Annotated in this window: 28 protein-coding genes; 17 read left to right on the forward strand and 11 right to left on the reverse strand. The window is 73.3% G+C overall.

Annotated elements, in window-relative coordinates; translation table 11 throughout:
* Positions 1-3: 3 nt before the first annotated feature.
* Together ACCP09_RS01470 and ACCP09_RS01475 are read right to left on the reverse strand one after the other, a co-directional pair.
* The gene (locus tag ACCP09_RS01470; protein ID WP_431906974.1) at positions 4-381 is read right to left on the reverse strand and encodes an STAS domain-containing protein; all 378 of its coding nucleotides are present in this window, start codon (positions 379-381) and stop codon (positions 4-6) included.
* Between the two features lie 37 nt (positions 382-418).
* The gene (locus tag ACCP09_RS01475) at positions 419-967 is read right to left on the reverse strand and encodes a L,D-transpeptidase (protein ID WP_433742649.1); all 549 of its coding nucleotides are present in this window, start codon (positions 965-967) and stop codon (positions 419-421) included.
* Between the two features lie 225 nt (positions 968-1,192).
* Here ACCP09_RS01475 and ACCP09_RS01480 point away from each other — a divergent pair, with 225 nt between their 5' ends.
* From ACCP09_RS01480 to ACCP09_RS01490, 3 genes are read left to right on the forward strand one after another with little or no spacing between them, the layout of a single operon-like run.
* Positions 1,193-1,615 (forward strand): AAC(3) family N-acetyltransferase, encoded by a 423-nt coding sequence (locus tag ACCP09_RS01480; protein ID WP_433742651.1) that lies wholly within the window; start codon positions 1,193-1,195, stop codon positions 1,613-1,615.
* A 12-nt stretch (positions 1,616-1,627) separates the two neighbouring features.
* Positions 1,628-1,759 carry a hypothetical protein gene (locus ACCP09_RS01485; RefSeq protein WP_433742653.1) on the forward strand — a complete coding sequence of 44 codons (132 nt, stop codon included), beginning with the start codon at positions 1,628-1,630 and terminating at the stop codon, positions 1,757-1,759.
* A 36-nt stretch (positions 1,760-1,795) separates the two neighbouring features.
* Positions 1,796-2,254, forward strand: coding sequence for a carboxymuconolactone decarboxylase family protein (locus ACCP09_RS01490; RefSeq protein WP_027930429.1), 459 nt, complete (start codon positions 1,796-1,798; stop codon positions 2,252-2,254).
* 101 nt (positions 2,255-2,355) lie between these two features.
* On the opposite strand, the gene ACCP09_RS01495 is transcribed toward ACCP09_RS01490, so the two are convergent.
* Positions 2,356-2,985: an SRPBCC family protein gene (locus ACCP09_RS01495; protein ID WP_400985604.1), complete on the reverse strand. Its 630-nt coding sequence runs from the start codon at positions 2,983-2,985 to the stop codon at positions 2,356-2,358.
* Entirely contained in the window at positions 2,945-3,328 is a 384-nt protein-coding gene (locus tag ACCP09_RS01500) for an ArsR/SmtB family transcription factor (protein WP_433742655.1), read from the reverse strand. The genes ACCP09_RS01495 and ACCP09_RS01500 overlap by 41 nt, the downstream gene beginning before the upstream one ends.
* A 126-nt stretch (positions 3,329-3,454) precedes the next feature.
* On the opposite strand from ACCP09_RS01500, the gene ACCP09_RS01505 reads away from it, so the two are divergent.
* Both ACCP09_RS01505 and ACCP09_RS01510 read left to right on the forward strand, forming a co-directional pair.
* A complete protein-coding gene (locus ACCP09_RS01505) occupies positions 3,455-4,372 on the forward strand; it encodes a superoxide dismutase (RefSeq protein WP_433742657.1) in 918 nt (305 codons plus the stop codon).
* Between the two features lie 94 nt (positions 4,373-4,466).
* The gene (locus ACCP09_RS01510; RefSeq protein ID WP_433742659.1) at positions 4,467-6,098 is read left to right on the forward strand and encodes a serine/threonine-protein kinase; all 1,632 of its coding nucleotides are present in this window, start codon (positions 4,467-4,469) and stop codon (positions 6,096-6,098) included.
* Here the strand turns inward: ACCP09_RS01510 and ACCP09_RS01515 are convergent, their stop codons facing one another.
* Genes ACCP09_RS01515 through ACCP09_RS01530 form a run of 4 tightly spaced genes read right to left on the reverse strand, consistent with a single transcriptional unit; the run spans position 6,099 to position 10,375 of the window.
* The gene (locus ACCP09_RS01515) at positions 6,099-6,980 is read right to left on the reverse strand and encodes a carbohydrate ABC transporter permease (protein ID WP_123682442.1); all 882 of its coding nucleotides are present in this window, start codon (positions 6,978-6,980) and stop codon (positions 6,099-6,101) included.
* Positions 6,977-7,915, reverse strand: coding sequence for a carbohydrate ABC transporter permease (locus ACCP09_RS01520; RefSeq protein WP_027930424.1), 939 nt, complete (start codon positions 7,913-7,915; stop codon positions 6,977-6,979). Before ACCP09_RS01520 ends, ACCP09_RS01515 begins: the two co-directional genes overlap by 4 nt.
* 1 nt (position 7,916) lies before the next feature.
* Positions 7,917-8,954, reverse strand: coding sequence for an ABC transporter ATP-binding protein (locus ACCP09_RS01525; RefSeq protein ID WP_378332186.1), 1,038 nt, complete (start codon positions 8,952-8,954; stop codon positions 7,917-7,919).
* A 5-nt stretch (positions 8,955-8,959) separates the two neighbouring features.
* Positions 8,960-10,375, reverse strand: coding sequence for an ABC transporter substrate-binding protein (locus tag ACCP09_RS01530; protein ID WP_208722310.1), 1,416 nt, complete (start codon positions 10,373-10,375; stop codon positions 8,960-8,962).
* Positions 10,376-10,471: 96 nt separating this feature from the next.
* On the opposite strand from ACCP09_RS01530, the gene ACCP09_RS01535 reads away from it, so the two are divergent.
* Complete coding sequence (locus ACCP09_RS01535) at positions 10,472-11,638, forward strand: metallophosphoesterase (protein WP_433742664.1); 1,167 nt, start codon at positions 10,472-10,474, stop codon at positions 11,636-11,638.
* On the opposite strand, the gene ACCP09_RS01540 is transcribed toward ACCP09_RS01535, so the two are convergent.
* Positions 11,635-11,799, reverse strand: coding sequence for a hypothetical protein (locus ACCP09_RS01540; RefSeq protein ID WP_400985617.1), 165 nt, complete (start codon positions 11,797-11,799; stop codon positions 11,635-11,637). The genes ACCP09_RS01535 and ACCP09_RS01540 overlap by 4 nt on opposite strands.
* A 71-nt stretch (positions 11,800-11,870) precedes the next feature.
* Here ACCP09_RS01540 and ACCP09_RS01545 point away from each other — a divergent pair, with 71 nt between their 5' ends.
* Together ACCP09_RS01545 and ACCP09_RS01550 are read left to right on the forward strand one after the other, a co-directional pair.
* A complete protein-coding gene (locus tag ACCP09_RS01545; protein ID WP_433742667.1) occupies positions 11,871-12,176 on the forward strand; it encodes a hypothetical protein in 306 nt (101 codons plus the stop codon).
* Positions 12,177-12,235: 59 nt separating this feature from the next.
* A complete protein-coding gene (locus ACCP09_RS01550; RefSeq protein WP_433742669.1) occupies positions 12,236-13,786 on the forward strand; it encodes a DUF2235 domain-containing protein in 1,551 nt (516 codons plus the stop codon).
* 229 nt (positions 13,787-14,015) lie between these two features.
* Here the strand turns inward: ACCP09_RS01550 and ACCP09_RS01555 are convergent, their stop codons facing one another.
* Complete coding sequence (locus ACCP09_RS01555; protein ID WP_433742671.1) at positions 14,016-15,269, reverse strand: cytochrome P450; 1,254 nt, start codon at positions 15,267-15,269, stop codon at positions 14,016-14,018.
* A gap of 256 nt (positions 15,270-15,525) precedes the next feature.
* Here ACCP09_RS01555 and ACCP09_RS01560 point away from each other — a divergent pair, with 256 nt between their 5' ends.
* Genes ACCP09_RS01560 through ACCP09_RS01590 form a run of 7 tightly spaced genes read left to right on the forward strand, consistent with a single transcriptional unit; the run spans position 15,526 to position 23,554 of the window.
* Positions 15,526-17,346, forward strand: a complete 1,821-nt coding sequence (locus tag ACCP09_RS01560) for a peroxidase family protein (RefSeq protein ID WP_433742673.1) — start codon at positions 15,526-15,528, stop codon at positions 17,344-17,346.
* Positions 17,343-19,037: a hypothetical protein gene (locus tag ACCP09_RS01565; RefSeq protein WP_433742675.1), complete on the forward strand. Its 1,695-nt coding sequence runs from the start codon at positions 17,343-17,345 to the stop codon at positions 19,035-19,037. Before ACCP09_RS01560 ends, ACCP09_RS01565 begins: the two co-directional genes overlap by 4 nt.
* A 10-nt stretch (positions 19,038-19,047) precedes the next feature.
* Positions 19,048-20,391 carry a Dyp-type peroxidase gene (locus ACCP09_RS01570; RefSeq protein ID WP_433742677.1) on the forward strand — a complete coding sequence of 448 codons (1,344 nt, stop codon included), beginning with the start codon at positions 19,048-19,050 and terminating at the stop codon, positions 20,389-20,391.
* Complete coding sequence (locus ACCP09_RS01575; protein ID WP_378332177.1) at positions 20,391-21,575, forward strand: hypothetical protein; 1,185 nt, start codon at positions 20,391-20,393, stop codon at positions 21,573-21,575. Before ACCP09_RS01570 ends, ACCP09_RS01575 begins: the two co-directional genes overlap by 1 nt.
* Positions 21,568-22,455 carry an alpha/beta fold hydrolase gene (locus tag ACCP09_RS01580; RefSeq protein ID WP_027930414.1) on the forward strand — a complete coding sequence of 296 codons (888 nt, stop codon included), beginning with the start codon at positions 21,568-21,570 and terminating at the stop codon, positions 22,453-22,455. Before ACCP09_RS01575 ends, ACCP09_RS01580 begins: the two co-directional genes overlap by 8 nt.
* A 32-nt stretch (positions 22,456-22,487) precedes the next feature.
* A complete protein-coding gene (locus tag ACCP09_RS01585) occupies positions 22,488-23,183 on the forward strand; it encodes an ArsR family transcriptional regulator (protein WP_123682434.1) in 696 nt (231 codons plus the stop codon).
* A complete protein-coding gene (locus ACCP09_RS01590; protein WP_167498936.1) occupies positions 23,183-23,554 on the forward strand; it encodes a VOC family protein in 372 nt (123 codons plus the stop codon). The genes ACCP09_RS01585 and ACCP09_RS01590 overlap by 1 nt, the downstream gene beginning before the upstream one ends.
* Before the next feature lie 194 nt (positions 23,555-23,748).
* Here ACCP09_RS01590 and ACCP09_RS01595 read toward each other — a convergent pair whose 3' ends face one another.
* The gene (locus ACCP09_RS01595; RefSeq protein ID WP_433742681.1) at positions 23,749-24,939 is read right to left on the reverse strand and encodes an MFS transporter; all 1,191 of its coding nucleotides are present in this window, start codon (positions 24,937-24,939) and stop codon (positions 23,749-23,751) included.
* Positions 24,940-24,990: 51 nt separating this feature from the next.
* Here ACCP09_RS01595 and ACCP09_RS01600 point away from each other — a divergent pair, with 51 nt between their 5' ends.
* Both ACCP09_RS01600 and ACCP09_RS01605 read left to right on the forward strand, forming a co-directional pair.
* A complete protein-coding gene (locus tag ACCP09_RS01600; RefSeq protein ID WP_209440761.1) occupies positions 24,991-25,443 on the forward strand; it encodes a winged helix-turn-helix transcriptional regulator in 453 nt (150 codons plus the stop codon).
* 25 nt (positions 25,444-25,468) lie between these two features.
* Positions 25,469-25,699, forward strand: coding sequence for a hypothetical protein (locus ACCP09_RS01605; RefSeq protein WP_027930410.1), 231 nt, complete (start codon positions 25,469-25,471; stop codon positions 25,697-25,699).
* Positions 25,700-26,067 lie beyond the last annotated feature (368 nt).

Raw genomic sequence — 26,067 nt, forward strand, 5'->3', positions numbered from 1 at the left:
TCCTCACGCCTGGCGCAGCGCCTGCGCGAGGGTGGGGTAGAGGTCGAGCACGTCGACGAGCCTGGTGAGGCGCAACGGTTTGACGATGCTGTGCGCGTCCGCGACGACGCGCACCTCGGTGTCCCCGGCGAGGTTCTGGATCTCCAGCAGCAGGTGCATCCCCGCCGAGCCGAGGAAGGTCACGCCGGACAGGTCGACGACCAGCACCGCGGGCGCGCCGCTCAGGACGCCACGCATGATCGCCCGCAGCCGCGGCACGGTGGAGGCGTCGAGCTCGCCGGAGGTGTGCACGACGACGGCGGCCTCCCGCTCCTGCACCGTGACGGCGAAGGGAGCGCCGGGGCCGGGCTGGGGGCTGCCGCGGGACTGCATCACCTTCATGGTGGCACGGCCGCACCGGGAAATCGATTCGGTCGTTTCAGAACACGGCGATCTCGGCGCCCACCGGCAGGGCGTCGTAGAAGAGCGCGGCGTCCCTGGCCGACAGGTGGACGCAGCCGTGCGACGGGGCGTCGAGACTGCCCTCGTGCAGGGCGATCCCGCCCGGGGCGAAGAACACCGAGTGGTTCATCGGGTCGCCGAACTCGGCGCTGGTGTGCTCGGCGTCCTTCCACTCCACGCGGAAGACGCCGCGCGGGGTGGCGACGGAGTCCGGGGCGTCCGCGGCGCCGGGCATGACCGGGACGGGGCCGTGGGTGATCTCGCCGTCGTGCTGGAGCCAGCTCACGCGCCGTTCCTCGTCGACGCACGCGCGGGCGGTGTCCGGGCAGAGTTCGGTGCGCGGGGCGGGCGCGGCGGCGCTGGACAGCGGCATCGGCGGCGGAACCGGGCGGGGCGCGGGCGCGGCGGCCGTCTCGGCAGGCGCGGCTTCCAGAACGGCCCACCCGGCGACGAGGGCGAGCGCGGCGAGGGTGGTCCAGCAGGTCTGGCGCGGAAGACCGGAGGAAGTGGAGCGGAGCGGTGCCACGGCCGCACCCTAGCGGTGCTGAACCGGTCCGGTCGCCCGGTTCCGGCCGGTTTCCACGACTTCGGGTGAATGATCGCCGGGGAAGGTTTGACGCGGCGAGGAGGGTGGCCGCATGGGGCTCGACCTGGTGGCGGGCCGGCGCGAGCTCGGGCTGGCCGAGGGGACGGCGGTGATCGTGCACGCGTCGCTGTCCAGCCTGGGCCGGTCACCGGCAACGCCGGCGCCGTGGTCGCGAGCCTGGTGGCCGCGGCCGGGCCGGCGGGAACGGTGGCCGCTCCGGCATTCACACCGCGGATCGCCGACCCGGACCCGGACCACCGCGGGGCGCCGGAAGCCGCGGTCCGCGCCCGGCCCGACGCGGTGCCGTTGTGCGACGCGGGGACGCCGTCGGAGATGGGGGCGATCGCGGAGGCGGTGCGGCAGTGGCCCGGCGCGGTGCGCAGCCGGCATCCGCAGGCTTCGGTGGCGGCGATCGGCGCGCACGCCCGCGAGGTCGTCGCCGCGCAGCCGCTGGGTTTCGCCCTCGCCGCGGGCTCGCCGTTCGCGAAGCTGTACGACCTGGGCGCGTCGATCCTGCTTGTCGGGGTGGGACACGAGCGCAACAGCCTTCTGCATTACGCGGAGACCTGGCGCCGCACCGGCGCCTGAAGGTGCCCGGTGGTGGGACGCGAGTTCGAGCGCGTGCACGGGGTGCGGGAGGCGGAGGTGGGACCGGCGCGGTGCCGTCTCCTCCCGGCGCGGCCGTTGGTGGACTTCGCCGTGCGACGGCTGGACGAGCTGCTGCGGCCGTGACGGTCACACGTCCGGGCGGCGGTCCGTCAGGGAATCATGACCACACGGATGAAGAACCCGGCGTACGTGCTGCCGGAGGCGATGAAGGGCATCGGCGGGCTGATCAAGGCCATCGAGGCGAGCGGACTGCCCGCGGGCGTGCGGGAGTTCGCCGGGCTGCGGGTCAGCCAGATCAACGGCTGCGCGGCGTGCGTGCACGGGCACGTCGAGGAGGCGCGGAAGTCGGGGGAGAGCGACGAGCGCATCCACAACGTCGCGGCCTGGCGGGAAGCCCCGTTCTACAGCGACGCCGAGCGGGCCGCCCTGGCACTGGCCGAAACCGCGACGCGCCTGGCGGACCGCACCGGCGACGGCGTCCCGGATCCCGTCTGGGACGACGCCGCCGACCACTTCGACGAGCGGCAGCTGTCCGGTCTGATCCTGACGATCGCGCTGACCAACCTGTTCAACCGCATCAACGTGACGATCCGGGAGCCGGCCGGCACGCGGTGGTGAGGCGGCGGGCCCGGCACCGCGCGCGGTGCCGGGCCTCCGGCTCGTCTTGCTCCTGACGAGGCGTCGCGATGGGGAGCCGGTCCTGGGCCAGGTGCGCGCCGCTACTCGGTGTCGGCGGTCAGGTCGGGTGCGAACTGCGCCATCGAGATCTGCGCGGCGCCCGCGATTTCCTCCGCGGTGGCCGTGCCGGAGTCCTCGACCACCGTGCTCCACTCGGTCACCGAACCGGCGCAGAACTCCTGCACCTCGCGGGAATTCGCGGCCGCCACCGGGTCCTCGGCGATCTCCCCGGCGAAGTACTGCGCCAGGGCCATCAGCGCGCTGTCCCAGCCGGGGCCCACGAACAGCGCGCCCGCGCCGCTCTGCGCGATCTCGATCGGCACCGTGTGCTCCAGCTCGAGCTCGGTGCTGTCGCCGTCGCCGGCCAGGCGCACCTGCACCACGCTGGTGGGCCCGCCGAAGGTCACCTTCAGCAGCCGGGGCGGGTCGCAGGTGAGGATGTCGCCACCGGCGTTGCCCTCCAGCTGGAACGAGCCGCCCTCGCGCAGGTCTCCGGACAGCGGCAGGAACCAGCGGCGCACCCGCGCCGGGTCGGTGACCGCGTCCCACACGTCCTCGGCTGTGGCGTCGTAGCGCCGCCGCACCAGGACCGTGACCGTCTCGCCCCCGGTCGTCGTGCCGCGGCGGACCTCACGGTGGATCGCCTTCAGGTGGTTCGCGATGTCGAGCATTGTCCTTCTCCTGCCTGAGTCGTCGGTCCCGCTTGCCGCGGGCCAGGTCGGTGGCGAGCGCGTCGAGGGGCTGGTCCCAGATGTGCCGGAACCGCTCCAGCCACTCCCCGGCCTCCCGCAGCGGCTCGGAGTTCACCGCGTAGAGCCGGCGCGTCCCTGCCACGCGCACGGTGGTGAAACCGGTTTCCCGCAACACGCGCAGGTGCTGGGAGACGCCCGGCTGGGAGATGCCGAACTCCTCCCGGATGACCGCGGCGATCGCCCCCGACGGCTGTTCCCCGTCGGCCAGCAGCTCCAGGATCCGCCGGCGAACCGGGTCGCCGAGCACATCGAACGCGTGCACGTGGCCAGTCTGTCAGTCGCAGCTTATATAAGTCAAGCCTTAAACTCACCGCGGCTTCACGCGGCTGGTACGACAGAACGGACAAAATGCCCGGAGACGGCACAGCGCCACGGAGGAGGTCCGCGGATGAGACGCGTCTGCACACTGGTCCTGTCCCTGCTGGTGATCGGCGCCCTGTCGGTGGCGCCGGCGACGGCCCGGCCCGGGGCGTTCCCGGCCGAACTTGCCCTGCCCGTCGGGTTCCAACCGGAGGGCATCGCGATCGGCGCCTGGCCCACCGCCTACTTCGGCTCCCGCGTGGACGGCCGCATCCACCAGGTCGACCTCCGCACCGGCCGGGGAAGCGTCCTGTCGCCAGGGCCGGGCACGCCCTCGCTGGGCATCAAGGTCGACTCGCGGCACGGGCGGCTCTTCGTCGCGGGCGGCACGGGCGGCGACGCCCGGGTGATCGACGCCCGCAGTGGCGCGGTGCTCGCGCGCTACCGGTTCCAGACCACCGACACGTTCGTCAACGACCTGGTGATCACCGAGGACGCCGTGTGGTTCACCGACTCCCGCCGCGCGGTGCTCTACAAGCTGCCGCTGGGCCGCGACGGCGAACTGCCCGCCGAAGCGGTCCACGTCCCGCTCACCGGGGACCTCACGGTCGTGCCCGGCGAGACCAACCTCAACGGCATCGTCACCACACCCGACCGCGCCGCGCTGATCGCCGGGCAGTCCAACACCGGGCTGTTGTTCCGCATCGACCCGGCCACCGGCGTCACCACCCGGGTCGACGCGGCCGCTCTGCCCAACAACGACGGCCTGCTGCGCGCGGGCGGCACCCTGTACGCGGTGCAGAACCGCCTGAACCTGCTGGCCAAGCTGGAACTGTCCGCCGACGGCACCAGCGCGCGCCTGGCCGAACAGCGGAGCGACCCGCGCTTCGACGTCCCGGCCACCGTCGCCGAGTGGGGCCGGCGCTTCTACCTCGTCAACGCCCGCTTCACCACCCCGGCGACGCCGGAGACCACCTACAACGCCGTGGCGGTCGAAAAGTTCTGACTCCCGGCGCGGGCGGGTGCTTCCCGGCAACGCGCCCGCCCGCGCCCCGCCCTGGCTACGATCGGCTGGTCCGCCGATCTTGCCCGGGAGCGCCATGTCCGCCGAGACCTTCGGCCCGTACCGCATCGAGGATCTGCTCGGCCGGGGCGGGATGGGCGAGGTGCACCGCGCCTACGACACGGCCCACGACCGCGTCGTCGCGCTGAAACGGCTCAGCGAACCGTTCGTCGGCGACGAGGCCTACCGCGCGCGGTTCCGCCGCGAGTCGCAGATCGTGGCGCGATTGCGAGAGCCGCACGTCATCCCGATCCACGCGTTCGGCGAGATCGACGGCCGCCTCTACCTCGACATGCGGCTGGTGGAGGGCGCCGACCTGAAGGACCTGCTGGCCGCGGGCCCGATGCCGCCCGTCCGCGCGCTGGCGCTGCTCGCCCAGGTGGCAGGCGCGCTCGACGCGGCGCACGCCGACGGGCTCGTGCACCGCGACGTCAAACCGTCCAACATCCTGGTGACGCCGGCCGATTTCGTGTACCTGGTGGACTTCGGCATCGCCCGCGGCGCGGGTCCGGACGCCACCGCGATCACGCAGTCCGGCGCCGTGATCGGCACGCTCGATTACATGGCGCCGGAACGGCTCGGGGACGCGCCCGTCGACGGGCGGGCCGACGTGTACGCGCTGGCGTGCGTGCTGTTCGAGTGCCTCACCGGGCGGCGGCCGTTTCCCGCGGCCGAGCCGCTCGCCCAGGTGCGGGCCCACCTGCAGGACCCGCCGCCGCGCGCCTCCGCGCTCGCGAACCTGCCGCCCGCGCTGGACGACGTGCTGCTGCGCGGCATGGCCAAGGACCCGGCGCACCGGTTCGCCACGGCCGGGCAGCTGATCGCCGCCGCCCGTCAGGCGCTCGCCGCGCCCGGCTGGGCCGCACCCCCGACACCGCCCGCCGGGCCGGCGCTGGGGACGCCACCCGCCGGGACGACGCAGGCCGCGTGGAGCGCGCACCCGGCGCCACCGGCGGCCGCGTCCGTCCACACCGGACGCCCGCACCGGGCGGTGTGGATCACCGCGGTCGCGGCGGTCCTGGTGGTCGCGGCCGTGGTCACCGTCGTGCTGCTCAACCGCGGCGGTGGCGGCCAGGCCGGCGCGGGCACCACCACGACCCAAGCCGGCACCACCCAGCCCACCACAACCGAGCCGACCGCATCGAGCAGCGAACCCACGACCGCAACTCGCACCGCGACCGACCCGGAAACCGCGCTGCTCGCCGCGATCCCCACCGCCTACCGCGGCAACGCCAGCTGCCGCACCGGCGCCGGATACCGGCAGGAGGGTGCGCTCGCCACGGTGATGTGCACCGAGTCCAACACCTGGAACCCGCGCTGGGGGCCGCCCGCGGAGGCCTACTTCCACTCCTTCGCCGACCGCGCCGCGCAGGACGCCTTCTTCCAGCAGCTCGTCACCACGTTCCAGCTGCGCCGCGACGACGGGCACGGCGGCTGCGACCCGCTGAGCCGCTCGAACATCTACGGCCTCTACTACCGCGACACCAGCGGCCCGCTCGACGGCGAGTTCCTCACCTGCTTCACCACGCAGGGCACCGGCCAGCTGTGGTGGGTCGACACGCGCACGCTGATCATCGGCAACCTGTCCTCGCCGGACGCCGTCACCCCGGAGCGGCTGGAGCACCTCTACTACTGGTGGAACGAGCAGATCCTCGGCACGATGAGCTGATCACTCCTTGACCGCGCCCATGGTGAACCCGGCGACGAAGCGGTCCAGGAACCAGTTGAAGACGAACGCGATCGGCACCGCCACGAGCACGGTCGCGGCCTGCAGGGACTGCCAGAAGAACACGTCGCCGCGGATGAGCTGCGTCGGCACGCCCGTGCTCACCGGCATCTGACCCGTCGGCGCGACGAACGCCAGCGCGTAGATGAACTCGCTCGCGGTCAGGGTGAACGCGAACACCACGACCGCGACGATGCCGGGGAAGGCCAGCGGCACCACCGCGCGCAGGAACGCGCCCACCCGGCTGTACCCGTCCACCATCGCCTGTTCCTCGATGTCCTTCGGGATCGTCTTGAGGAACCCCATGAGCAGCCAGGTCGACACCGGGATCGTGATCGTCGGGTAGACCAGCACCAGCGACCACGTCGAGTCCTGCAGCCCGACCGCCACCACCATCCGCGACAGCGCCAGGAACAGCAGGCTCGGCGGCACCAGGTAGACGAGGAAGATCCCGATCGCCATCGGCCCGGACCACGGCCGGTCCAGCCGCGCCAGCGCATAGGCGGCGGGCAGCCCGAACGCGAGCGTGATCAGCACGACCAGCACCCCGACCAGCAGGGTGTTGACCACGAACGTGCCGAACGCGGTGTCGGTGAACAGGTAGGTGACGTGGTCGGGCGTCGGCGGCCGGTTGAACAGGAACGGGTTGTTGACCGGGTTGTACAGGTCCCGGTTCTGCTTGAAGGCGGTGATCAGGCTCCACAGGAACGGCGCGGCGCAGATCAGGGCCGCCAGGATCGCCGCGACGTACAGCCCGATCCGTGCCGAGACGTGCCGCCGCGCGTAGCGGCGCCGCTGCCGGGAAACCTCCTCGACGCCGGTCATCGCACCTCGATCCGGCGCACCGCGCGCAGGATGAGCACGGCGGCGGCGAGCAGCAGCGGGAACAGGAACAACGCGATGACCGCGCCCTGCGCGACGTCGCCGCCGTCGATGCCGCGGTAGAACGCCCAGCTCGCGAGCACCTGCGTGGCGTCGTTCGGCCCGCCGCGGGTGAGCACCCGCACCACGGCCATGTCGGTGAACGTGAAGATCGCGCCGAACAACGCGGCGATCGCGGCCACCGGCAGCACCAGCGGCACGGTGATCTCGAACATCCGCCGCCAGTACCCGGCCCCGTCGACGCGGGCCGCCTCGTCGATGTCCTTCGGGATCGACATCAGCCCGGCCATCATGATCACCGCGGCCAGCGGCACCAGCCGCCACACGTGCACCGCGATCAGCGACCCCATCGCCAGGTCCGGCCTGCCCAGCCAGTACACGTTCTCCGCCGGGCCGAGCGCGCCGAACTGCCGCAGCACCCAGTCGATCGGCGAGTAGATCGAGTCCAGCAGCCACAGCCACGAGATCGACGACAGCGCCACCGGCGTGGTCCACGGCAGCAGGACGAGGAACCGCACCACCCACTTGCCGCGGAAGTCGGCGACCAGGATGTTGGCCAGCACCTTGCCCAGCAGCACGATCAGCACCATCGACACGACCGTGAACAGGAACGTGTTGCGCAGCGACCGCCAGAACACCGGGTCGTCCAGCACGGCCTCGAAGTTGCGCAGCCCCACCCAGTCGAACGACGGGTCGCCCGCGCTCACGTCGGAGAACGCGAACGCGATGGCGAGCACGAACGGCACGCCGATCAGCGCGACGATGTAGAGGATGCTGGGCACCAGGAACGCCCACGCCAGCACGCCGTCGCGGTCGGCCATGCGGCGGCGTCCGGTGGTCACCCCGGGCCGGGTGGCGGTGTCCGCGGTGGTCGCCATGTCAGCCGTCCAGCCGCACCGGGGCCGCCCGCTGCCCGGTCGCGGAGTCGAAGAACCGCAGCCGCCGCGCGGGCACGGCGAAGGAGTGCGTCTCCCCGGGGATGATCGGGGTGTCCACAGTGGCCGGAAGCCGGGCGACGACGCGGGTGCGCTCGCCGATCCGGGACACCGTGCCGTACACGTGCCGGTCGCCGGAGAGGTACTCCATGCGGTCCACCTCCAGCGGCACCGTGACCCGCTCGCCGCTGACCACCTCGGCGGGCAGCAGGTGCTCCGGGCGGAACCCGACGAGCCTGCCGTCGTGCGGGATGAGGTTCATCGGCGGCGAGCCGATGAATGTCGCGACGAACGTGTCGGCCGGGTCGTCGTAGACGTCCACCGGCGGGCCCGCCTGGCACACCCGGCCCGCGTTGAGCACCGCGATCCGGTCGCCGAGGCCCATCGCCTCGGCCTGGTCGTGGGTCACGTAGATCGTGGTGGTGCCCAGGTCCTGCTGGAAGCGCTTCAGCTCGTCCCGTGCGCTGGCCCGCAGCTTGGCGTCCAGGTTGGACAGCGGCTCGTCGAGCAGGAACACCTGCGGGTCGCGGACCATCGCGCGGGCCAGCGCGACCCGCTGCCGCTCGCCGCCGGACAGCTGCCGCGGCTTGCGGTCCAGCAGCTGCTCGATGCCCAGCAGCCCGGCCGCCCACCGCGCCTTGCGCTCGCGCTCGGCGCGATCCATGCCGGCCGCGCGCAGCGGGAAGACGATGTTGGCCAGCACCGTCTTGTGCGGGTAGAGCGCGTAGCTCTGGAACACCATCGCGATCTGCCGCGCCCGCGGCGGCAGCCCGGTCACCACGTGACCGCCGATCAGCACGTCCCCGCTGGTCGGCTGCTCCAGACCGGCGATGGTCCGCAGCAGGGTCGTCTTGCCGCAGCCGGACGGGCCGAGCAGCACCAGGTACTCGCCGGCCGCGGCGGCCAGGCTCACCCCGTCGATGGCGTGCACCCGCCCGCCGTCGAACTCCTTGACCAGTTCCCGGACCTCGACGACCGCCATGGCACTCAGCCGCCGACGAGCCCGGCCGCGCGCCACTTCGCGAAGATGGCGTTGACCTGGTTCTCGGCCTCGGCCACCGACTGCTGCGGCGTCATCTCACCGCGTGCCGCCCTGGCGAACATGTTGGGCACCACGAACGTGCTGAACACCTCGCCGATCGCGGTGCTGGCCGGGCCGGGGTGCCCGATGTTCGCGCTCCACGGGATCGCGTCGGACAGCAGCTTCAGCTTGTCCGGCGGTTTCGACCCGAACGGGTCGGTGGCGAGCCAGCCGGGCAGCTCCGGCGTGAGGCCGGACCACGCGCAGAAGTCGTACAGCTTGGACGCGTACGTCGCCGCCTTGAAGTTGGCGGTGTAGTGCAGCAGGAACTCCTTCGCCGCATCCGCGCCGGTGGCGTGCTGCGGGACGATCCAGTTGTAGAGCACGTGCTGCGCGGCCAGCGCCGCCTGCGGTCCGCGCAGCGCCGGGACGAAGTAGGTGTCGTCGGCGACGTCCGGGTTGGACGTCGCCGCGGTGCGCCACGCCGAGATCGAGTTGACGATGTAGGACAGCTTGCCCGCGACCAGGCCCTGGTTGTTGCTGGCCGCGTTCCAGGAGAACACCTCGGGGGTCATCGCCTGCTGGTAGAGCCGCGTCATGTACTCGATGGCCGCGATGGTCTCCGGCGAGTTGATCACCACGCGCTCGTTCTCGTCCTGCACCGAGGCGCCGTAGGACCACATCAGGGCCCGCAGCACCATGTTCGAGTCGATCTCCTGCGACATGCCGAGGCCGAGCGGGACGCCCTTGCTGCGCTTGATCTCCGCGGCGCCGGTGAGCAGCTCGTCCCAGGTGGACGGTCCACCCGGCATGCCGACCGGCTCCCACAGCGAGCGGCGGTAGTTGCCGGGGTCGGGCACCCAGCCGGGGGAGTAGGCGTAGAACTTCCCGGTCGCCGGGTTGCGGCTGGACTTCTCGCACAGCGGCAGTTGCCGGCCCCAGCGCCGGTTCGCCTCGGCGACCAGGTCCTTCATGTCCAGCACGCTCGGCTCGAACTGGGACAGCGTCGCGATGTACTGGATCAGGTCGTGCCCCTGGCGGGCCTGGATCTCGGCGGCGATGCGGGTCGGGATCTGGGCCTGGTCGATGTGGTCGACCGTGACGTTGACGCCGACGCGGGAGCCCCAGTCGCGCGCGAACCGGTCGAACCATTCGTCGTGGCTGGGCACGAAATGGCTCCACAGCAGGATCCGCAGGTCGCCGGACAGCTTCGTGGCGGGCTCGGTGAAGACCTCCTGCGGCGCCTGCCCTGGGGCGGTGCCCACGCCGCCGGTGTCCTCCTCCGAGGCGCACGCGGCGAGCGCCGCCGACCCCAGCGTCAGGGCTGCCGCCGCGCGCAGCACGTCCCGCCTGCTGTGCCGTGAACCGAAGAAGTCGTTCATCTCGACTCCTCCCCGTGGGGGTGGCTCGGATCCCAGCGTGTATCCCCCAATGTGATCCACAACACATTTTGTGACCGATCTGAGATACAGTGCGGCGTGGTCGCGGTCATCGCCCTGGTCGTCGCCGCCTTCCTGGCGGCGGTGGCCGCGTTCCACTGGTGGGCCTGGCGGCGCCTGGTCGCCGACGCGCTGCCGCACGGCTCGGTGTGGCGGCGGGTCGCGACCGGGACGCTCGTGGCCGGGCCGCTGCTCATGGTGGCCGCGCCGCTGACCGAGTTCGCCGGCGCGCCGTACTGGCTGGTCCGGGTGGTGTCGTGGCCCGGGTTCCTCTGGATGGCGGTGTGCGTGTACCTGCTGCCGGCCCTGCTGGCAGGCGAGGTGGTGCGCCCGCTGCTGCGCCGCCTGCTCGCCCGCCGGGACACCGGGCCGGTGCCGCCGCAGACGGCGGTGACGCGGCGGGTGTTCGTGTCGCGCGTCGTGGGCGGCGCGACCGTCGCCGCGGTGGCAGGCACCGTCGGCTACGGCGTGCACAGCCTGTTCAGCGGGCCCCGCGTGCTGGACGTGACGGTGCCGCTGGCGAAACTGCCGCCCGGCGCGGACGGGTTCCGGATCGCGGTGGTCAGCGACATCCACGCCGGCCCGCTGCTGGGCCGCGGGTTCACGCGGCATGTGGTGGACACGATCAACGCGACCTCGCCGGACCTGGTTGCGGTCGTGGGCGACCTGGTCGACGGCGACGTCGAAGACCTCGCCCCCGCGGTGGCGCCGCTGGCCGGGCTGCGCTCGCCGCACGGCACCTTCTTCGTGACCGGCAACCACGAGTACCTCTCCGGCGCCGGGCAGTGGGTGGACCACGTGCGGGACCTCGGCATGCGGCTGCTGGCCAACGAACGCGTCGAGCTGCCCGGTTTCGACCTGGCGGGCGTCAACGACGTGAGCGCGGACGAGGGCGAGGGTCCGGACTTCGCGAAGGCGCTCGGCGGCCGCGACCCCGCGCGGGCCACGCTGTTGCTGGCGCACCAGCCGATCCTGGTCGGCGAGGCGGCCGCGCACGGCGTGGACCTCCAGCTGTCCGGCCACACGCACGGCGGGCAGTTCTGGCCGGGGCACCTGGTGGTGTCCGGCATCCAGCACACCCTGGCCGGGCTGACCCGCCACGGCGGCACGCAGCTCTACGTCACCCGCGGCGCGGGGGCGTGGGGACCGCCGGTGCGGGTCGGCGCCCCGCCCGACATCACGGTGGTCCGCCTGGCGTCGCGCTAGAACTCGACCAAGGCGCCTCCGGTGAACAGCTCGTACACGAAGTTGACGAAGAAGAACCCGAAGAACAGGAAGTTCAGCAACAGGGTCGCGGTGATGCCCTCCGGCGGGGCGGCGGGCGTGACGAGCCCGCGGATCGCGTCCCACCACACCGATCCCGGCACGGTCGCCGGTGGCCACGACGTGGCGGGAGATCTCGACGTTGTAGAAGGTCGGCAGCAGCGCGGAGACCGTGATGACCCAGCCGACTGCCGATGGAAATGCCGAGCGTGATCAGGCTCGGCACGATCACGAACTGGACGACCTGCGCCGGCTTCAGCCGCTGGACCCGGAACACCTCCTCCGGCTCCGGCAGACGTCCACCGCGAGCGGGGGCCTGCTGACGCCGATCTGGTGCTCACCGACCGCGGCCGGGGGCACCGGCCTTCCGGATGCGCCGACCATGACCACCTCCGGGCCCGATACGGACTTTCCGGGCAGTGAGCACCCCGGTGCGCGCCGGGTCAAGGGCGCGCGCGCAGATCGTGACATTCGGCTCTAGGCGGCCCCGGCCACGGTTCGCTATACCCCTGCGGAGGCCCTCGACGGGGAGGAAGGCCCATGTCCAGAAGGCTGATCGTGTGCTGCGACGGCACCTGGTGCGACCCCGAACTGGACGCGGTCACCAACGTGCGCCGCCTGCACAACGCGCTCGCCGCCGCCGACAGCAGCGGCCGCGAGCAGCTGTCGAGCTACCGGCGCGGCGTCGGCACCCGGGGCGGGCTGCTGAGCAGGCTCGCCGCGGGCGCGATCGGCGCCGGTCTGCCGAAGGACATCGTGGCCGCCTACCTGTGGCTGTGCACCACCTACCGCCCCGGCGACCAGATCGCGTTGTTCGGGTTCAGCCGCGGCGCCTTCACCGCCCGCAGCCTCGCCGGGCTGGTGAAGGAGTCCGGCCTGCTCGACCTGCGCGAGGTCGACTCGCGCACCAGCGGGCTGCTGGCCGCCCGCGCCTACCGGCACTACCGCACCCGCTCACCCGGCGACACGTGGCGGGGCGGCCTGCGGTTCCACTTCGACCCGGAGCGGGCCGCGGACATCCCGATCGACTTCATCGGCGTGTGGGACACCGTGGGCGCGCTCGGCGTGCCCGGCTACTTCGCCGGGCTGAGCGAGCTGACCCCGGGCTCGCGTTACCGGTTCCACGACGTCGAGCTGAACCCGCACATCCCGTACGCGCGGCACGCGCTGGCGCTGGACGAGTGGCGACGGCCGTTCACCCCGACGCGGTGGACGCCCAACGGCAGCACCGACATGGCGGAACGCTGGTTCCCGGGCAGCCACATGGATGTCGGCGGCGGCCACCGGGAGACCGGGCTGAGCGACATCTCGCTGCAGTGGATGACCGACGAGGCGGCGAAGTGCGCGGGCATCGCCTTCCACCCGCCCGCGCTGGCCGGCCTCGCGCCGGACCCGGCCGGCCTGCTGCACGACGACGACCGCGGCGTGTTCGGGGTCGCGCCGCCGCTGGTGGACCCGCTACTGCAGCCGCTGCTGGAGGTCGGTCTGCACTACCGGCCGCGGGCGGTGCCCGCCGTCGTGCCCGGCGGCCAGGGCGGTGTGCTCGACCCGTCGGCGCTGGAACGGCAGCAGGCGCAGCCGATCACCGGCGGCCCGTACCGGCGGACGCGCATCCTGGGCAGCGGCCAGCAGGCGACGATCGAGGTTCCGGCGGAGGAGCTGTGGACCGGCACCGGGCTCTACCTGGAACCCGGCCGGTACACGTTCACGGCGGCCGGGCAGTGGTCGGACGGCGTGGACTGGTGCGGGCCAGGCGGGATCCCGCTGCTGCGCGGGCTGAGCCCGCGCCGACTGGCCGGCAGCGTGGTCGGCGAGGCGGTCGGACTGTACCGGCTCGTGCGCCGCGCCCGCGGCGCGCACGCCCCGCTCGCGCCGCGCGAGGTGGACCTGCCGTGGCTGTTCCTCGTCGGCTACGTCGCCAACGACAGCGACCGCACCGGCGCGGACCCCGAACACGAACGGATCGCGATCGGCACGGGCACCGCCCACGAGGTCACCGAGCCCGGGTACTTCTACGCCTTCGCCAACGACGCGTGGGGTTTCTACGGCCGCAACTCCGGCGCGGTCCGCCTGACAGTGACGCGGCTCTAGGTTGTGCTGCCCGAGCGGCGATCGGTTGTGCTGCCCGAGCGGCGAGCCGGCTGCGGCGGGCCGGCAGCCGGCGCGCGGCCGGTGGTGGCCGTCGGCGGGCTGGGCCGCTACCCGCACCGGCTCCGGCGCAGCGCCGGTGGCTGCGGTGGTTCACTCCCGGTGGCGGGCCGGTCAGTCACCCCCCGGCACGTGCGCCGGGTCGCGGTGGGCCGCCTGGCGGTGACCCGGGCTAGGCGAGGACGGCTTCGATGCGGAAGTGGTCCAGCGCGTAGGGCATCGGCGGCTGGGCGGGCAGCCGCGGGGTGCGGATGGTCAGCGTGCGCATCAACGCCGCGCGCAGTGCTTCGCGGCCGGTGAGCAGTGCCAGGTCCACCCCGGCGCAGCGCTGCGGGCCGCGGCTGAAGTGGTTCACCCCCGGCGGCGGGCCGTCCAGCCACCGCCCCGGCACGAACGCGTCCGCGTCCGGCACGCGCGCCGGGTCGCGGTGGAAGAACGTGTTCATCACCAGGATCCGCGTCCCGGCGGGCAGGACCGTCCCGTCGTCCCACACCACCTCGGCGCGGGTCTCCCTGGACAGCATCGGCGTGGTCGGCCACAGCCGCATCGTCTCCTGCAGGCACGCCGCCGCGTGGTCCGCGTCCGCCAGGGCGCGTTCGGCGTCCGCCGGGCGCTGGCCGAGCACCGCGAGCGCCCGCAGCGCGTTGGCCGCCAGGGTGTCGCCGAGCGCGAACAGCCAGTGCGTCACCTGCGCGCCCGGCTCGGTGTCCGGACCGGCCGGCGTGTCCGCGATCGCCGCGGACAGGCTGCCCGGCTCGGCCCGTTCCAGGTGGCCCTCGACGCTCGCGCGGAAGGCGGGCAGACGCCGGGACGGCCGGCGCGGCAACCGGTTCGCCTCGGCCATCATCCGCTCCAGCGTCACCGACAGCGCGTCGTCACCGGCGGCCTCGTCGCCCAGCACGACCCGGCGCGCGATCCGCTGGAACGCCCGGTTCCACGGCCGCCACCCGGTCACCGCGGGCAGCCGGGCGATCTCCTCCGCCACGCACTGCGCCACGCGCGGCGCGAGGGCGGGCACCGAAGCGAGCACCGCGTCCGTGAACCGGCGCCGCTCCCGCCACGCCTCGCCCCGCGAAATCGTCACCGCGCCGGGCTGGAAGTGCGCCATGCCCCGGCGTTTCGGGTCCGGGTCGCCGGCGTAGACGTCGACCGGCCCCTCGAGCACCCGGTCGGCGTCGCGCGGGTCGAGCAGGAGCACCGTCCCGCCGACGCGCACCGGCCGGGGGTTCCGGCGCGCCATCGCCGACAGGTGCCGCACCGCCGCGCCGTCCACCCCGGCGGCCGCCGCGGCCCGGACCACGGCGGGCCTGCGGGCGAACAGCCCCTGCGCCAGGTTCGGCGCCAGCACCAGCGCGCCGACCGCCAGCGCGTCGGGCAGGGCCGCGCGGGGCACCACGGCGCGGGCGGGGAGGGTGGTCGTGGACATCAATTCCACCTCCGGCGAGGACAATTCCGCGGAGATTCGATTCCGGCCTTTTCCAGGCTACCCGGGAAATGCGCAATCGCCCGGCTGCCGGTGTTGGTGAAATTCTCGCAGCGGCGCCGCGCACTTGGGCCATCCGGGTACTGGACAGGGCGCGTGATGCGGTGCCACGCTTGGCATTTCGCGACGCACGCTGGCAGGCAAGGCGCCGATCTTCGCACGTCCATTCGCGCAACCGACGAATACGGGGGAACCCGCGATGGCCGATCAAGAAAACACCACCCGGACATATCGCACCAGCCTGCCCTGGCGGGCCTTCACCATGATCACCGGAATCGTCGACCGCGTGGTGGGCTGGGACCGGCTGCCGGTCCCGCTCGGCCTGCTCGACCTGATCGGCCTGCGCACCAGGCTGCGCCAGGAGAACCTGCACGACATGAGCCGCCTGCCGGCGATGGGCACGCCGCCGGTGCCGCCGCTCACGCCGGACCACCTGGTGAGCCGGTCCGTGGACGGCAGCCACAACGACCTGACCGAGCCCGCGATGGGCATGGCGGGCTCGCGGTTCGGCCGCAACATCCCGCTCGACAAGATCACCCCCGCCACCGAGGACGCGGTGCTCACGCCGAGCCCGCGCGAGATCAGTCGCAAACTGCTGACCCGCACCACGTTCGTGCCTGCCACGTCGGTGAACTCGCTGGTGGCCGCGTGGCTGCAGTTCATGATCCGCGACTGGTTCAGCCACGGCACCAGCCCGAAGGAGAACCCGTGGGTGGTGCCGCTGGCCGACGACGACACGTGGCCGGACAAGCCCATGCGCATCATGCGCACGCCCGGCGACCCGACCCGCCCGGCGGGCGCGTCGATGCCCCAGACCCGCGTCAACGTGCTCACCCACTGGTGGGACGGCTCGCAGATCTACGGCGTCACCGGCGAGGAGCAGGGCTGGCTGCGCAGCGGCGAGCAGGGCAAGCTGCGGGTGCTCGACAACGGCCTGCTGCCGATCCCCGACGACCCGTCCCGCGATCCCGCGCTGGTCCCCGGCTTCTGGCTCGGCACCGAGATGCTGCGCACGCTGTTCACGTTGGAGCACAACGCGATCTGCGACCGGCTGCACGCCGAGTACCCGTCGTGGCCGGACGAGGAGCTGTTCCAGCGCGCCCGCCTGGTCACCTCGGCGCTGCTGGCGAAGATCCACACCGTGGAGTGGACGCCCGCGGTGATCAGCCACCCGACCACGAAGGCCGCGCTGCGGGCCAACTGGTTCGGGCTGGCGGGGGAGCGGGTGCACCGGCTGTTCGGCCGCATCAGCGGCAGCGAGGTGGTCAGCGGGATCCCGGGCGGCGCGACCGACCACTACGGGGTGCCGTTCGCGCTGACCGAGGAGTTCGTCGCGGTGTACCGGATGCACCCGCTGGTGCGCGACACCTGGAGCCTGCGCTCCGCCGGCGACGACGCCACGATCCTGGACTGCGAGTTCCCGGACATCGCCGGCGCCAACGCGCTCAAGGTCCTCAACAGCATCGCGATGACCGACCTGCTGTACTCCTTCGGCACCCTGCCGCCGGGCCTGGTCACGCTGCACAACTTCCCCAAGCACCTGCAGCAGTTCCAGCGCCCGGACGGGCACCTGCAGGACCTGGCGGCCACCGACATCCTGCGCTCGCGGGAGCTCGGCGTGCCGCGGTACAACGAGTTCCGCCGCCTGCTGCACCTGCCGCCGGCGCGGGACTTCCGCGACCTGACCGCCGACCCGGAGTGGGCCGAGGAGATCCGCCGCGCCTACGACGGGGACATCGAGCAGGTCGACCTCACGGTCGGCATGTTCGCCGAGCGCCGCCCGGAGGGCTTCGCGTTCAGCGACACGGCGTTCCGCATCTTCGTCCTGATGGCCTCGCGGCGGCTCAACAGCGACCGGTTCTTCACCGAGTACTACACGCCCCAGGTCTACTCCGACGCCGGGCTGGCGTGGATCCGGGACAACTCGATGGCCACCGTCCTCACCCGGCACTACCCGGGCCTGCGGCCGGTGCTCGCGACGGTGGACAACGCGTTCGCCGCGTGGGAGGTGCGGACATGACCGTCGTGGACGAGGCCGCGCTGCTGCGCGCGACCCACGACGAGCTGGACCGGCTGTTCCGGGCCAGCCCGCCCGGCGAGGTGCCGCACGGCCCGATGGACGGCACCGCGGTGCTCGCGCCGGGCACGCCGGTGAACCGGCTGGTCGCCTCCCTCGCCCGGTCGGTGGCCTGGCGCGGCAAGGTCTTCGATCCCGCGGGCCGGACCCTGGCGAACCGCATCGGCCCGGTCGGCGTGACCGCGATCAAGGCGGCCGTCGCGCCCGGGCACAGCTGGGTGGACGGCCGGGAGTGCGTCGTCATCGACTACTCCAAGACCTCGCTGGTGGCCCGCGGGGTGCGGGACGAGATCCGGCTGGTGGCCAAGGACCTCTACCTCGGCGTGGTGTGGCTGTGGCGACGCCGGGTCGGCTGGTTCCTGCTGCGCAGGCCCGGCACCGGCGCCGCGGCCCGCCCGTCGCCGCACCAGGTCCCGCTCACCATCCGGGCGCCGCTGCGGCAGGGCCACGAGGGCGACGTGCCCGGACTGCTGGACGAGCTGCGCAAGGGCGTCGACTCCGACGGCGGCCCGTTCCGCGACATGGCCGGGGTGCACTTCGCGCGGGTGTTCGTGCTCCCGCCCGACGGTGACGGCCGCGAGTCGCTGGTCTACATGGCCGAGCTGGACACGCCCGTGCTGGCCCACCTGCACGACCTCGCCGCCGCCCGCGGCGACGCGCTGTCCGCGTTGCTCGGGTTGTGCGAGGAGTACCCGGAAACCCGCACCGCGGGCGGCCGGGTGCGGTGGCTGCGCGACCACGAGATCCCGCCCGCCGCGACCTACGTGCACCGCACCGGGCGGAGCCTCGCGCGGATCCGGGACGAGGCGCGGCTGCGGGAACGCATCGAGCAGTTCCTCGACGAGAAACCGGAGTGGACGGGCACCGGCGAGGTGGCGGTGCACCGCGCGATCCGGGACTTCGTCGCGCAGCAGCCGGACCTGTCCTGGGCGCTGCGGCCCGCGGCCCCCACCGCGGTGGGGCACCGCCTGCGCGAGGCCGCGCACCTGGTCGCGGTCCCCGCGGTCGCGCCGCTGCTGCTGCCGGCCGTCCCGGCGCTCGCCGCGCTGATCCGCCTCAAGGAGCTGCGCGACGAGCCCGAACACGCGACCGTGTCCCGGGAGCGGCTTGCCGAGCTGACGCAGCAGGAGGACACCCGGGTGCAGAACCCGTTCACCGCCACCGGCTACGTCAAACCGGGACCGGTGCGGCACTTCACCCTGCGCACCGTCCTGTTCGGACTGGACTGGTTCAACCGGCACGTCTACGCCACCGACGGGCTGGCCGGGGTGCGGACCATCCACTTCGCCCGGTGGGTCTACCTCGACGGCGGCCGCAGGCTCGTCTTCGCCAGCAACTACGACGGCAGCCTGGAAAGCTACATGGACGACTTCATCGACAAGCTGTCCGCCGGGCTCAACGCGGTGTTCAGCAACGGCGTCGGCTACCCGCGCACGCGGTGGCTGCTGTGGGGCGGGGCCCGGGACGAGCAGGCCTTCAAGTCCTACCTGCGCGCCCACCAGCTGCCCGCCGTCTGGTACTCCGCCTACGGCGACCTGTCGGCCCGCAACATCGACGACAACTCCGCCCTCCGGGACGGCCTCACCCGCGACCTCGACGCGGATGCGGCGCGGTCCTGGCTGGCCCTGCTGTGAGGTGCCGGTGATGACCCTCGACTTCAGCGACACCCAGGGCCTGCTCGTCCGCGGCTACGGCGGGCTGCGGCACGCCACGTTCCTGCTGTTCGCGGTTAACGACGAGCGGGCGGCCCGCGCGACGCTGCGGAACCTGGCGGACCAGGTGTCCACGGCGGCGGCCAAGCCGGCCGAGACCGCGGTCAACGTGGCCATCACCGCCGCCGGGATGCGCGCGCTCGGCGTCCCCGCGGCGGTCGCCGACTCGTTCTCGGCGCCCTTCGCCGAGGGCATGACCACCGAGCACCGCAGCCGCCTGCTCGGCGACTCCGGCGACGCCGACCCGCGGCGGTGGGCGTGGGGCGGGCCGTCCACGGCGCCGGTGCACGTGCTGGTCCTGGTGTACGCGGCGACCGCGACCGAGCTGCGGCGGCGGGAGGCCCAGATCAAGCGGGAGAGCGAGGGGCTGTCCCTGACCGTCGCGCTGCCCACCGACGAGCTCACCCCGACCGAGCCGTTCGGCTTCCGCGACGGCCTGTCCCAGCCGAAGCTGTCCGGCCTGGGGGAGGAGGCCGCGCCCGGCGACGTCGAGCTGGGCGAGTTCGTCCTCGGCTACCGCAACGCCTACGGGCGGCTCACCGAACGGCCGCTGTTGCCCGCCGACGCCGATCCGCGCGGCCTGCTGCCGCGCACCGCCGACGGCGCCGCCGACCTCGGCCGCAACGGCAGCTACCTGGTGTTCCGCCAGCTCCGCCAGGACGTCGACGGGTTCTGGGCGCACCTGCGCGAGCGGGCGGGCGGCGAGCAGCCCGCCCGGCGGCTCGCGGCCAAGATGGTGGGCCGGTGGCCCAGCGGCGCGCCGCTCGTCCTCGCCCCGGAGCGGGACGAACCCGCGCTCGCCGAACAGGACTTCGCCTACCACGCCGAAGATCCGCACGGTCTGTCCTGCCCGCTGGGCGCGCACGTGCGCCGCGCGAACCCACGCGACTCGCTCGACCCCGACCCGGGCTCGGCGAAGTCGGTGGCGGTCAACAACCGGCACCGGCTGCTGCGCCGCGGCCGCAGCTACACGATCGACGGCGCGGACGGTTCCGGCCCGGACGAACACGGGCTGCACTTCCTGTGCCTGAGCGCCAACCTGGCCCGGCAGTACGAGTTCGTGCAGCACACCTGGATCAACAGCCCGGTGTTCAACGGCCTGCACGACGACGCCGACCCGCTGGTCGCGCCGAAGAACGGGCGGGGCGCCCTGTTCACCGAGCAGGCCACCCCGGTGCGGCGGCGGCACAGCGGGTTGCCGTCCTTCGTGCAGGTCCGTGGCGGCGCGTACTTCTTCCTGCCCGGCGTGGCGGCACTGCGGTACCTGGCGGCGTGATGAACTGGCTGAAACTGCTCAACGACGCGGTGCTCGGGCTGGTCGCGGCGGAGCGGCGGGTCGACCCGTGGGTCCGGCCCGCCTTCGACGCCGTGGTCCGGCCGCCGGTCCAGGCGCTCGTGCAGGCCGCGCTGGTCCGCAGCCGGGTGCCCGGCTCGCCGGTGCCCGCCGAGGAGACGCCGCTGCCCGGGGAGGCCGCCGCCACCGACGAGATCGTCGACCTGATGAGCCGGTTCCTGCACCGGCACTACCCGCACGGGCATGCGCTGCGGGCGGGCAACACGAAGACCTACGGCGTGGTGCGCGGCTCCCTGCGGATCCACGACGATCTGCCGTTCCCGGTGCGGCACGGGCTGTTCGCGCGCCCGGCGACCTACCCGGCCTGGGTGCGCTTCGCCGGCCCCGGGCCGTTCGCCCCGCCGGACCTGAAGGACAACGGGGTGCTCAGCATCGGCGTCAAGCTCGTCGGGGTGCCGGGGCCGAAGCTGCTCGACGACGAGCGGCACACGCTGGACCTCACCGGCATCAGCGCGCCGACGTTCACCACCCCGGACGTGGTGGAGAACGCGAAGCTGCAGCGGCAGATCGGGAACGACTCGCCGCTGTGGTACTTCGTGAACCCGCGGGACAGCCACCTCGCCGACCTGGTGATGCAGGGGCTCTACGCCCGCACGCACAGCAGCCCGCTGGACACGCCGTACTGGAGCTGCGCGGCGTACCTGCTCGGCCGGGGCCGGGCGATGCAGTACCGGTTCGTGCCGCGGGGCGCGCGCGGGCGGGCGCCGTGGAACCCGTCCGACGACTACCTGTCCGAGGCGCTGCGGGCCACGCTCGCGCAGCGCCAGGCCGGGTTCGACCTGTGCCTGCAGGTGCAGACCGAGCCGCGGCGGATGCCGGTCGAGGACGCCTCGATCGTGTGGCCGGAGCGGCTGTCACCGCCGGTTCGGGTCGCGACACTGGTACTGGACCGGCAGGAACTCGACCCGGCGGAGCAGCGCGCCCGGGCGGACAGCCTGTCGATCAACCCGTGGCACACCATCGCCGAGCACCGGCCGCTGGGCAGCCAGAACCGGGCCCGGCGGGAGGTCTACCAGCAGCTGTCCCGGCTGCGGCAGGACATGAACGCGGTCAAGCACGTGGAACCGGGCGCGGAGCGGTTCTTCCCGGAGGACGGCCGTGGTTGAGCACCTGCGGGTCGCCGCGAACGGGCTGGACTTCCACGTGCTGGCCGACGGCCCGCGCGACGCCCCGCCGGTGTTGCTGCTGCACGGGTTCCCGGAGGGCGCGGCCGGGTGGCGGCCCACGATGGCTGCCTTGGACGGCCTGCGGGTGTACGCGCCGGACCTGCGCGGCTACCCGTGCAGCGACCGGCCGCGGCGGGGCTACGACGTGTTCACGCTCACCGACGACGTCCGGCTGCTCATCGAGGCGCTCGGGCTGGACCGGCCCGCGCTGGTGGCGCACGATTGGGGCGGCGCGCTGGGGTGGATCTTCGCGCACCGGTTCGGGCCGGTGATCAGCCGGCTGGTCGTGGTGAACTGCACCCACCCGCGCACGCTGGTGCGGGCCGCGCTGACGTTCCGGGAGCTGCAACCGCTGCGGATCCCGTGGGTGCTGCCGTTCCAGGTGCCGTTCGCGCCGGAGTTCCTGCTGACGACCCGGCTGGGCCGCGCCGGGCTGCGGCTGTCGTTCACTCTGCGGGAGGGCTCGCGGGGCCGGATGGACCGGGCGCTGGTGGACGAGCTGGTCGGCCGGTTCCGGTCGGCCGCCGATCTGGGCCCGCCGATCGACTACTACCGCGCGATCCTCGCGACACTGGTGTTCCCGCTGTCCCGCGCGCGGCTGTACGCCACCTACGACCGCCCGATCCCGGTGCCGGTGACGCTGGTGTGGGGGCTGGAGGACGAGGCGCTGCCGTCGGCCGTGGCGCGGGACAGCTTCCGCGACGCGGGCTGCGACGTGGAGTGGCGGCCGTTGGAGGGCATCGGGCATTTCGTGGACCTGGAGGCGCCGTCGTTGCTGGCGGCGGAGATCGAGCGGGCGGTACTCGTCAAACCGGCTTGATGTATCAAGGCGGTTTGATGCACCATGGGGGGATGGTCCCGGATTTCGTCCGGCTCGCCGCCCACCCGCTGCGGTGGCAGCTGCTCGGCCTGCTCGCGGGCGGCGACCTGCGCGTCCGCGAACTGGTCGCGCTGACCGGTGAGCCGCAGAACCTGGTGTCCTACCACCTGCGGCTGCTGCGCGAGGCCGGCCTGGTGACCGCGGCGCGCAGCACGTTCGACGGCCGGGACAGCTACTACCACCTCGACCTGCGCCGGTGCGGGGACGGGCTGGCGGCGGCGGGCGCCGCGCTGCACCCGTCGCTGGGCCAGGGCGCGGTGCCGGTGCGGCGGGGGATCGCCGTGTTGTTCGTGTGCACCGGGAACAGCGTGCGGTCGCCGATGGCCGAGGCGCTGCTGCGGCACCACACCGAGGGGCGCGTGCGGGCGGCGAGCGCCGGGGTGCGGCCGGCGGAGCGCCTGCACCCGTCCGCCGTGCGCGTGATGCGCGAGCTGGGCGTGGCGGTTTCGGGGAGGCCCCGCGACGTCCGCACGATGACGCGGCGCCGGTTCGACCACGTGATCACGTTGTGCGACAAGGCCCGGGAGGTCTGCCCGGAGCTGGGGGCGCGGCGGGCGCACTGGAGCATTCCCGAGCCCGAGGGGTACGAGGGTTTCCGCGCGACGGCCGCGGAGATCGATGTCCGTGTCCGGCACCTGGTGCCGGCCCTGACCGGAGGAGCAGTGTGATGACCGAACACGCCTCGGTCCGCTACCTGGTCGACGACGTCCAGGCGGCGGTCGACTTCTACACCGGGCACCTGGGGTTCACGGTGAACACCAGTGCGGCCCCCGCGTTCGCCGACGTGCTGCGCGGACCCCTGCGGCTGCTGTTGTCCGGCCCGGCGAGCTCCGGCGCGCGGGCCACACCGTCCGGAATGGATGGTGGAGGCAACCGGATCCACCTGGTGGTCCCGGAACTGGACGCGGAGATCGAGCGCCTGCGCGCCGAAGGGGTGTCCTTCGTCGGCGAGCCGGTCACCGGACCGGGCGGGCGGCAGATCCTGCTCACCGACCCGGCCGGCAATCTGGTCGAGCTGTTCCAGCCCACGGCCGGGTGAACGGCGTCACGCCGCGGCGCAGCGCCTCGCGACAGCCAACTCACCGCCCGGAAGAGCAAACACGCCGCCCGGAAGAGCCAACGCGGCCGCGGGCGGCGTGTTTGCCGGAGCGGGTGACGTGTTTGCCGCTTCGGTGAGCGGAGCCGGCTTCTGGCGCACGCCCGTCCGGGCTTGCACCGGCGGCCGGTGAATCGTCACCGGCGGGTGGCGCGCACGAGCACATCGGGGCGAACGCGCGCACGTCCGCGTTCGCTGATCGCCCAGGCGCCGAGCGCGGCCAGGGCGAACGCCGCACCCAGGAGGGCGCAGGTCGTCCAGCCCGCGGCGTCGAACAGGGCGGTCGTCGCGGTGGCGCCGAGTGCGGAGCCCAGCGAGTAGAAGACCATGTAGCCGCCGATCGCGCTGCTGGTCCGGTCCGGGAACGCGCTCGTGAGGACGTGCTGGTTGCCGACGTGCACGGCCTGGACGGCGAAGTCGAGCACGACCACCCCGGCGATCAGCAGCACCAGCGACCAGCGGAGCTGCCCGATCGCGGCCCACGAAATGAGCAGGAGGGCGAGCGCGACGCCGCTGACCCGGGCGCCGTGCCCGGCGTCGGCCCAGCGGCCGGATCGCGCGGCGCCCAGCGCGCCGGCCAGCCCGGCGATCCCGAACAGCCCGATCTGCGCCTCGCTCAGCCGCCACGGCTCGCCGGCCAGCGGCAGCGCCAGCCCGCTCCACAGCGTGCCGAACGAGGCGAAGAGGAAGAACGCGATCAGCCCTCGCCCGAGGAACACCGGCCGCGTGAACAGCCCGCCCAGTGACCGGAGCACCCGCCGGTACGGTTCCGCGCCGGCCCGGACGTCCGCGGGCAGCGCGACCAGGCTGAACACGCACAGGGCGGCCGCGAGGACCGCGAGGGCGAGGTAGCTGCTCCGCCAGCCCCACAGCTCCGCCAGGCTCCCGGTGACCACCCGCGCGCCGAGGATGCCGGCCACCACGCCGGAGGTGACGACGCCGAGGTTCCGGCCGCGCTCGCCGGGCGGGGAGATCGCCGCGGCGAACGCGACCGCGGTCTGCACGACCACCGCGAACGCACCGGCCAGGACGAGACCGGCGAACGCCAGCCACGCGGCAGGCGCGGTCGCGGTGACCGCCAGTCCGGCGGCCACCAGCCCCAGGTGCGTGGCGATCAGCCGCCTGCGGTCGAGCATGTCGCCGAGCGGCACCAGCAGCACCAGCCCGGCCAGGTACCCCAGCTGCGCGGCGGCCACCAGCCAGCCGGCCGAATCGCGGGCGACGCCGAGGTCCTGCCCCATCTGGACGAGCACCGGCTGCCCGGCGTACACCCCGGCGACCGCCACCCCGCACACCGCCGCCAGCAGCAGCCTCGTTCCGCGCCCCACCCGTGCCTCCAATTTGGTTTCAAATTGCAACTCTTCGGAGGTTAGGGCAGAATGGTTTCATTACGCAACTCATTGGAGGGCGGCGTGTGGACGGACCCGGAGTGCCCGGTCGCGCGGGCGGCGGACGTGGTCGGGGACCGGTGGAGCCTGCTGATCATCCGGGACGCGATGGACGGCGCCCGCTCGTTCACCGATTTCCAGCAGCGCACCGGCATCGCCCGCAACATCCTCGCCGACCGGCTCCGCAAGCTCGCCGCGCACGGCCTGATCACCCAGGTCGAGGCGCCGTCGGGCAGGCGGAAGGTGTACGCGCTCACCCCGGCTGGCAAGGACCTGTTCCCGGTGATCGTCACGCTCCGGCAGTGGGGCGAGCGCCACGCCTACGCGACCGGTGAACGGCATTCGGTGCTGGTCGACGACCGCGGCGAGGTCGTCCCGCCGCTCGTCCCCGCCGACGCGGGCGGGCGGCCGCTGACGAGTGACACCACGTCGGTGCGCAAGTAGTGTGCGAAGCGTGCGGCGGGTCGGCGTGACGGACGAGGAACTGCTGGTGGAGGTCGCCCTCACGCGGCTGGACCACCCGGACCTCGACCTGGAGGAGATCGCCGAACTGGTGGTGCGCAAGGCGGGGCCGGACGCCGTGCTCGAGTTCGCGTCGCGCAACCTCGCCGAACGGGGCGAACTGCGGGGCGCCATGTTCGCGGCGGCTGTCGAGCACGTGATCCGGGTGGTGCTGACGCTGCGCGGGCCTTCGGACTAGCCCGCGGTCTGCGTGTTGTCGGTGGTGCGCGGGGCTTTGCGGCCACGGCGAACGCGATGGACGCCGGCAGCGGCCCGCGCCGGGGTTTTGGGGCAGAGGCTGCGCGGCCGCCGCGATGGAAGCCGGCAGTCGCCGGCGCGGAGGGAACTCGGGTGGGGCCTGCGCGGCGGCCCGGCGCCGATGGTCGGCGCGACCGGGAGCCGGTGGCTGTCGAGCACGTGATCCGGGTGGTGCTGACGCTGCGCGGGCCTTCGGACTAGCCCGTGGTCTGCGTGTTGTCGGTGGTGCGCGGGGCTTTGCGGCCACGGCGAACGCGATGGACGCCGGCAGCGGCCGGCGCCGGGGTTTTGGGGCAGAGGCTGCGCGGC

Origin of the sequence: Amycolatopsis sp. 3B14 (genome assembly GCF_050958625.1) — a bacterium.
In the GTDB taxonomy this organism is placed as follows: domain Bacteria; phylum Actinomycetota; class Actinomycetes; order Mycobacteriales; family Pseudonocardiaceae; genus Amycolatopsis_E; species Amycolatopsis_E thermoflava.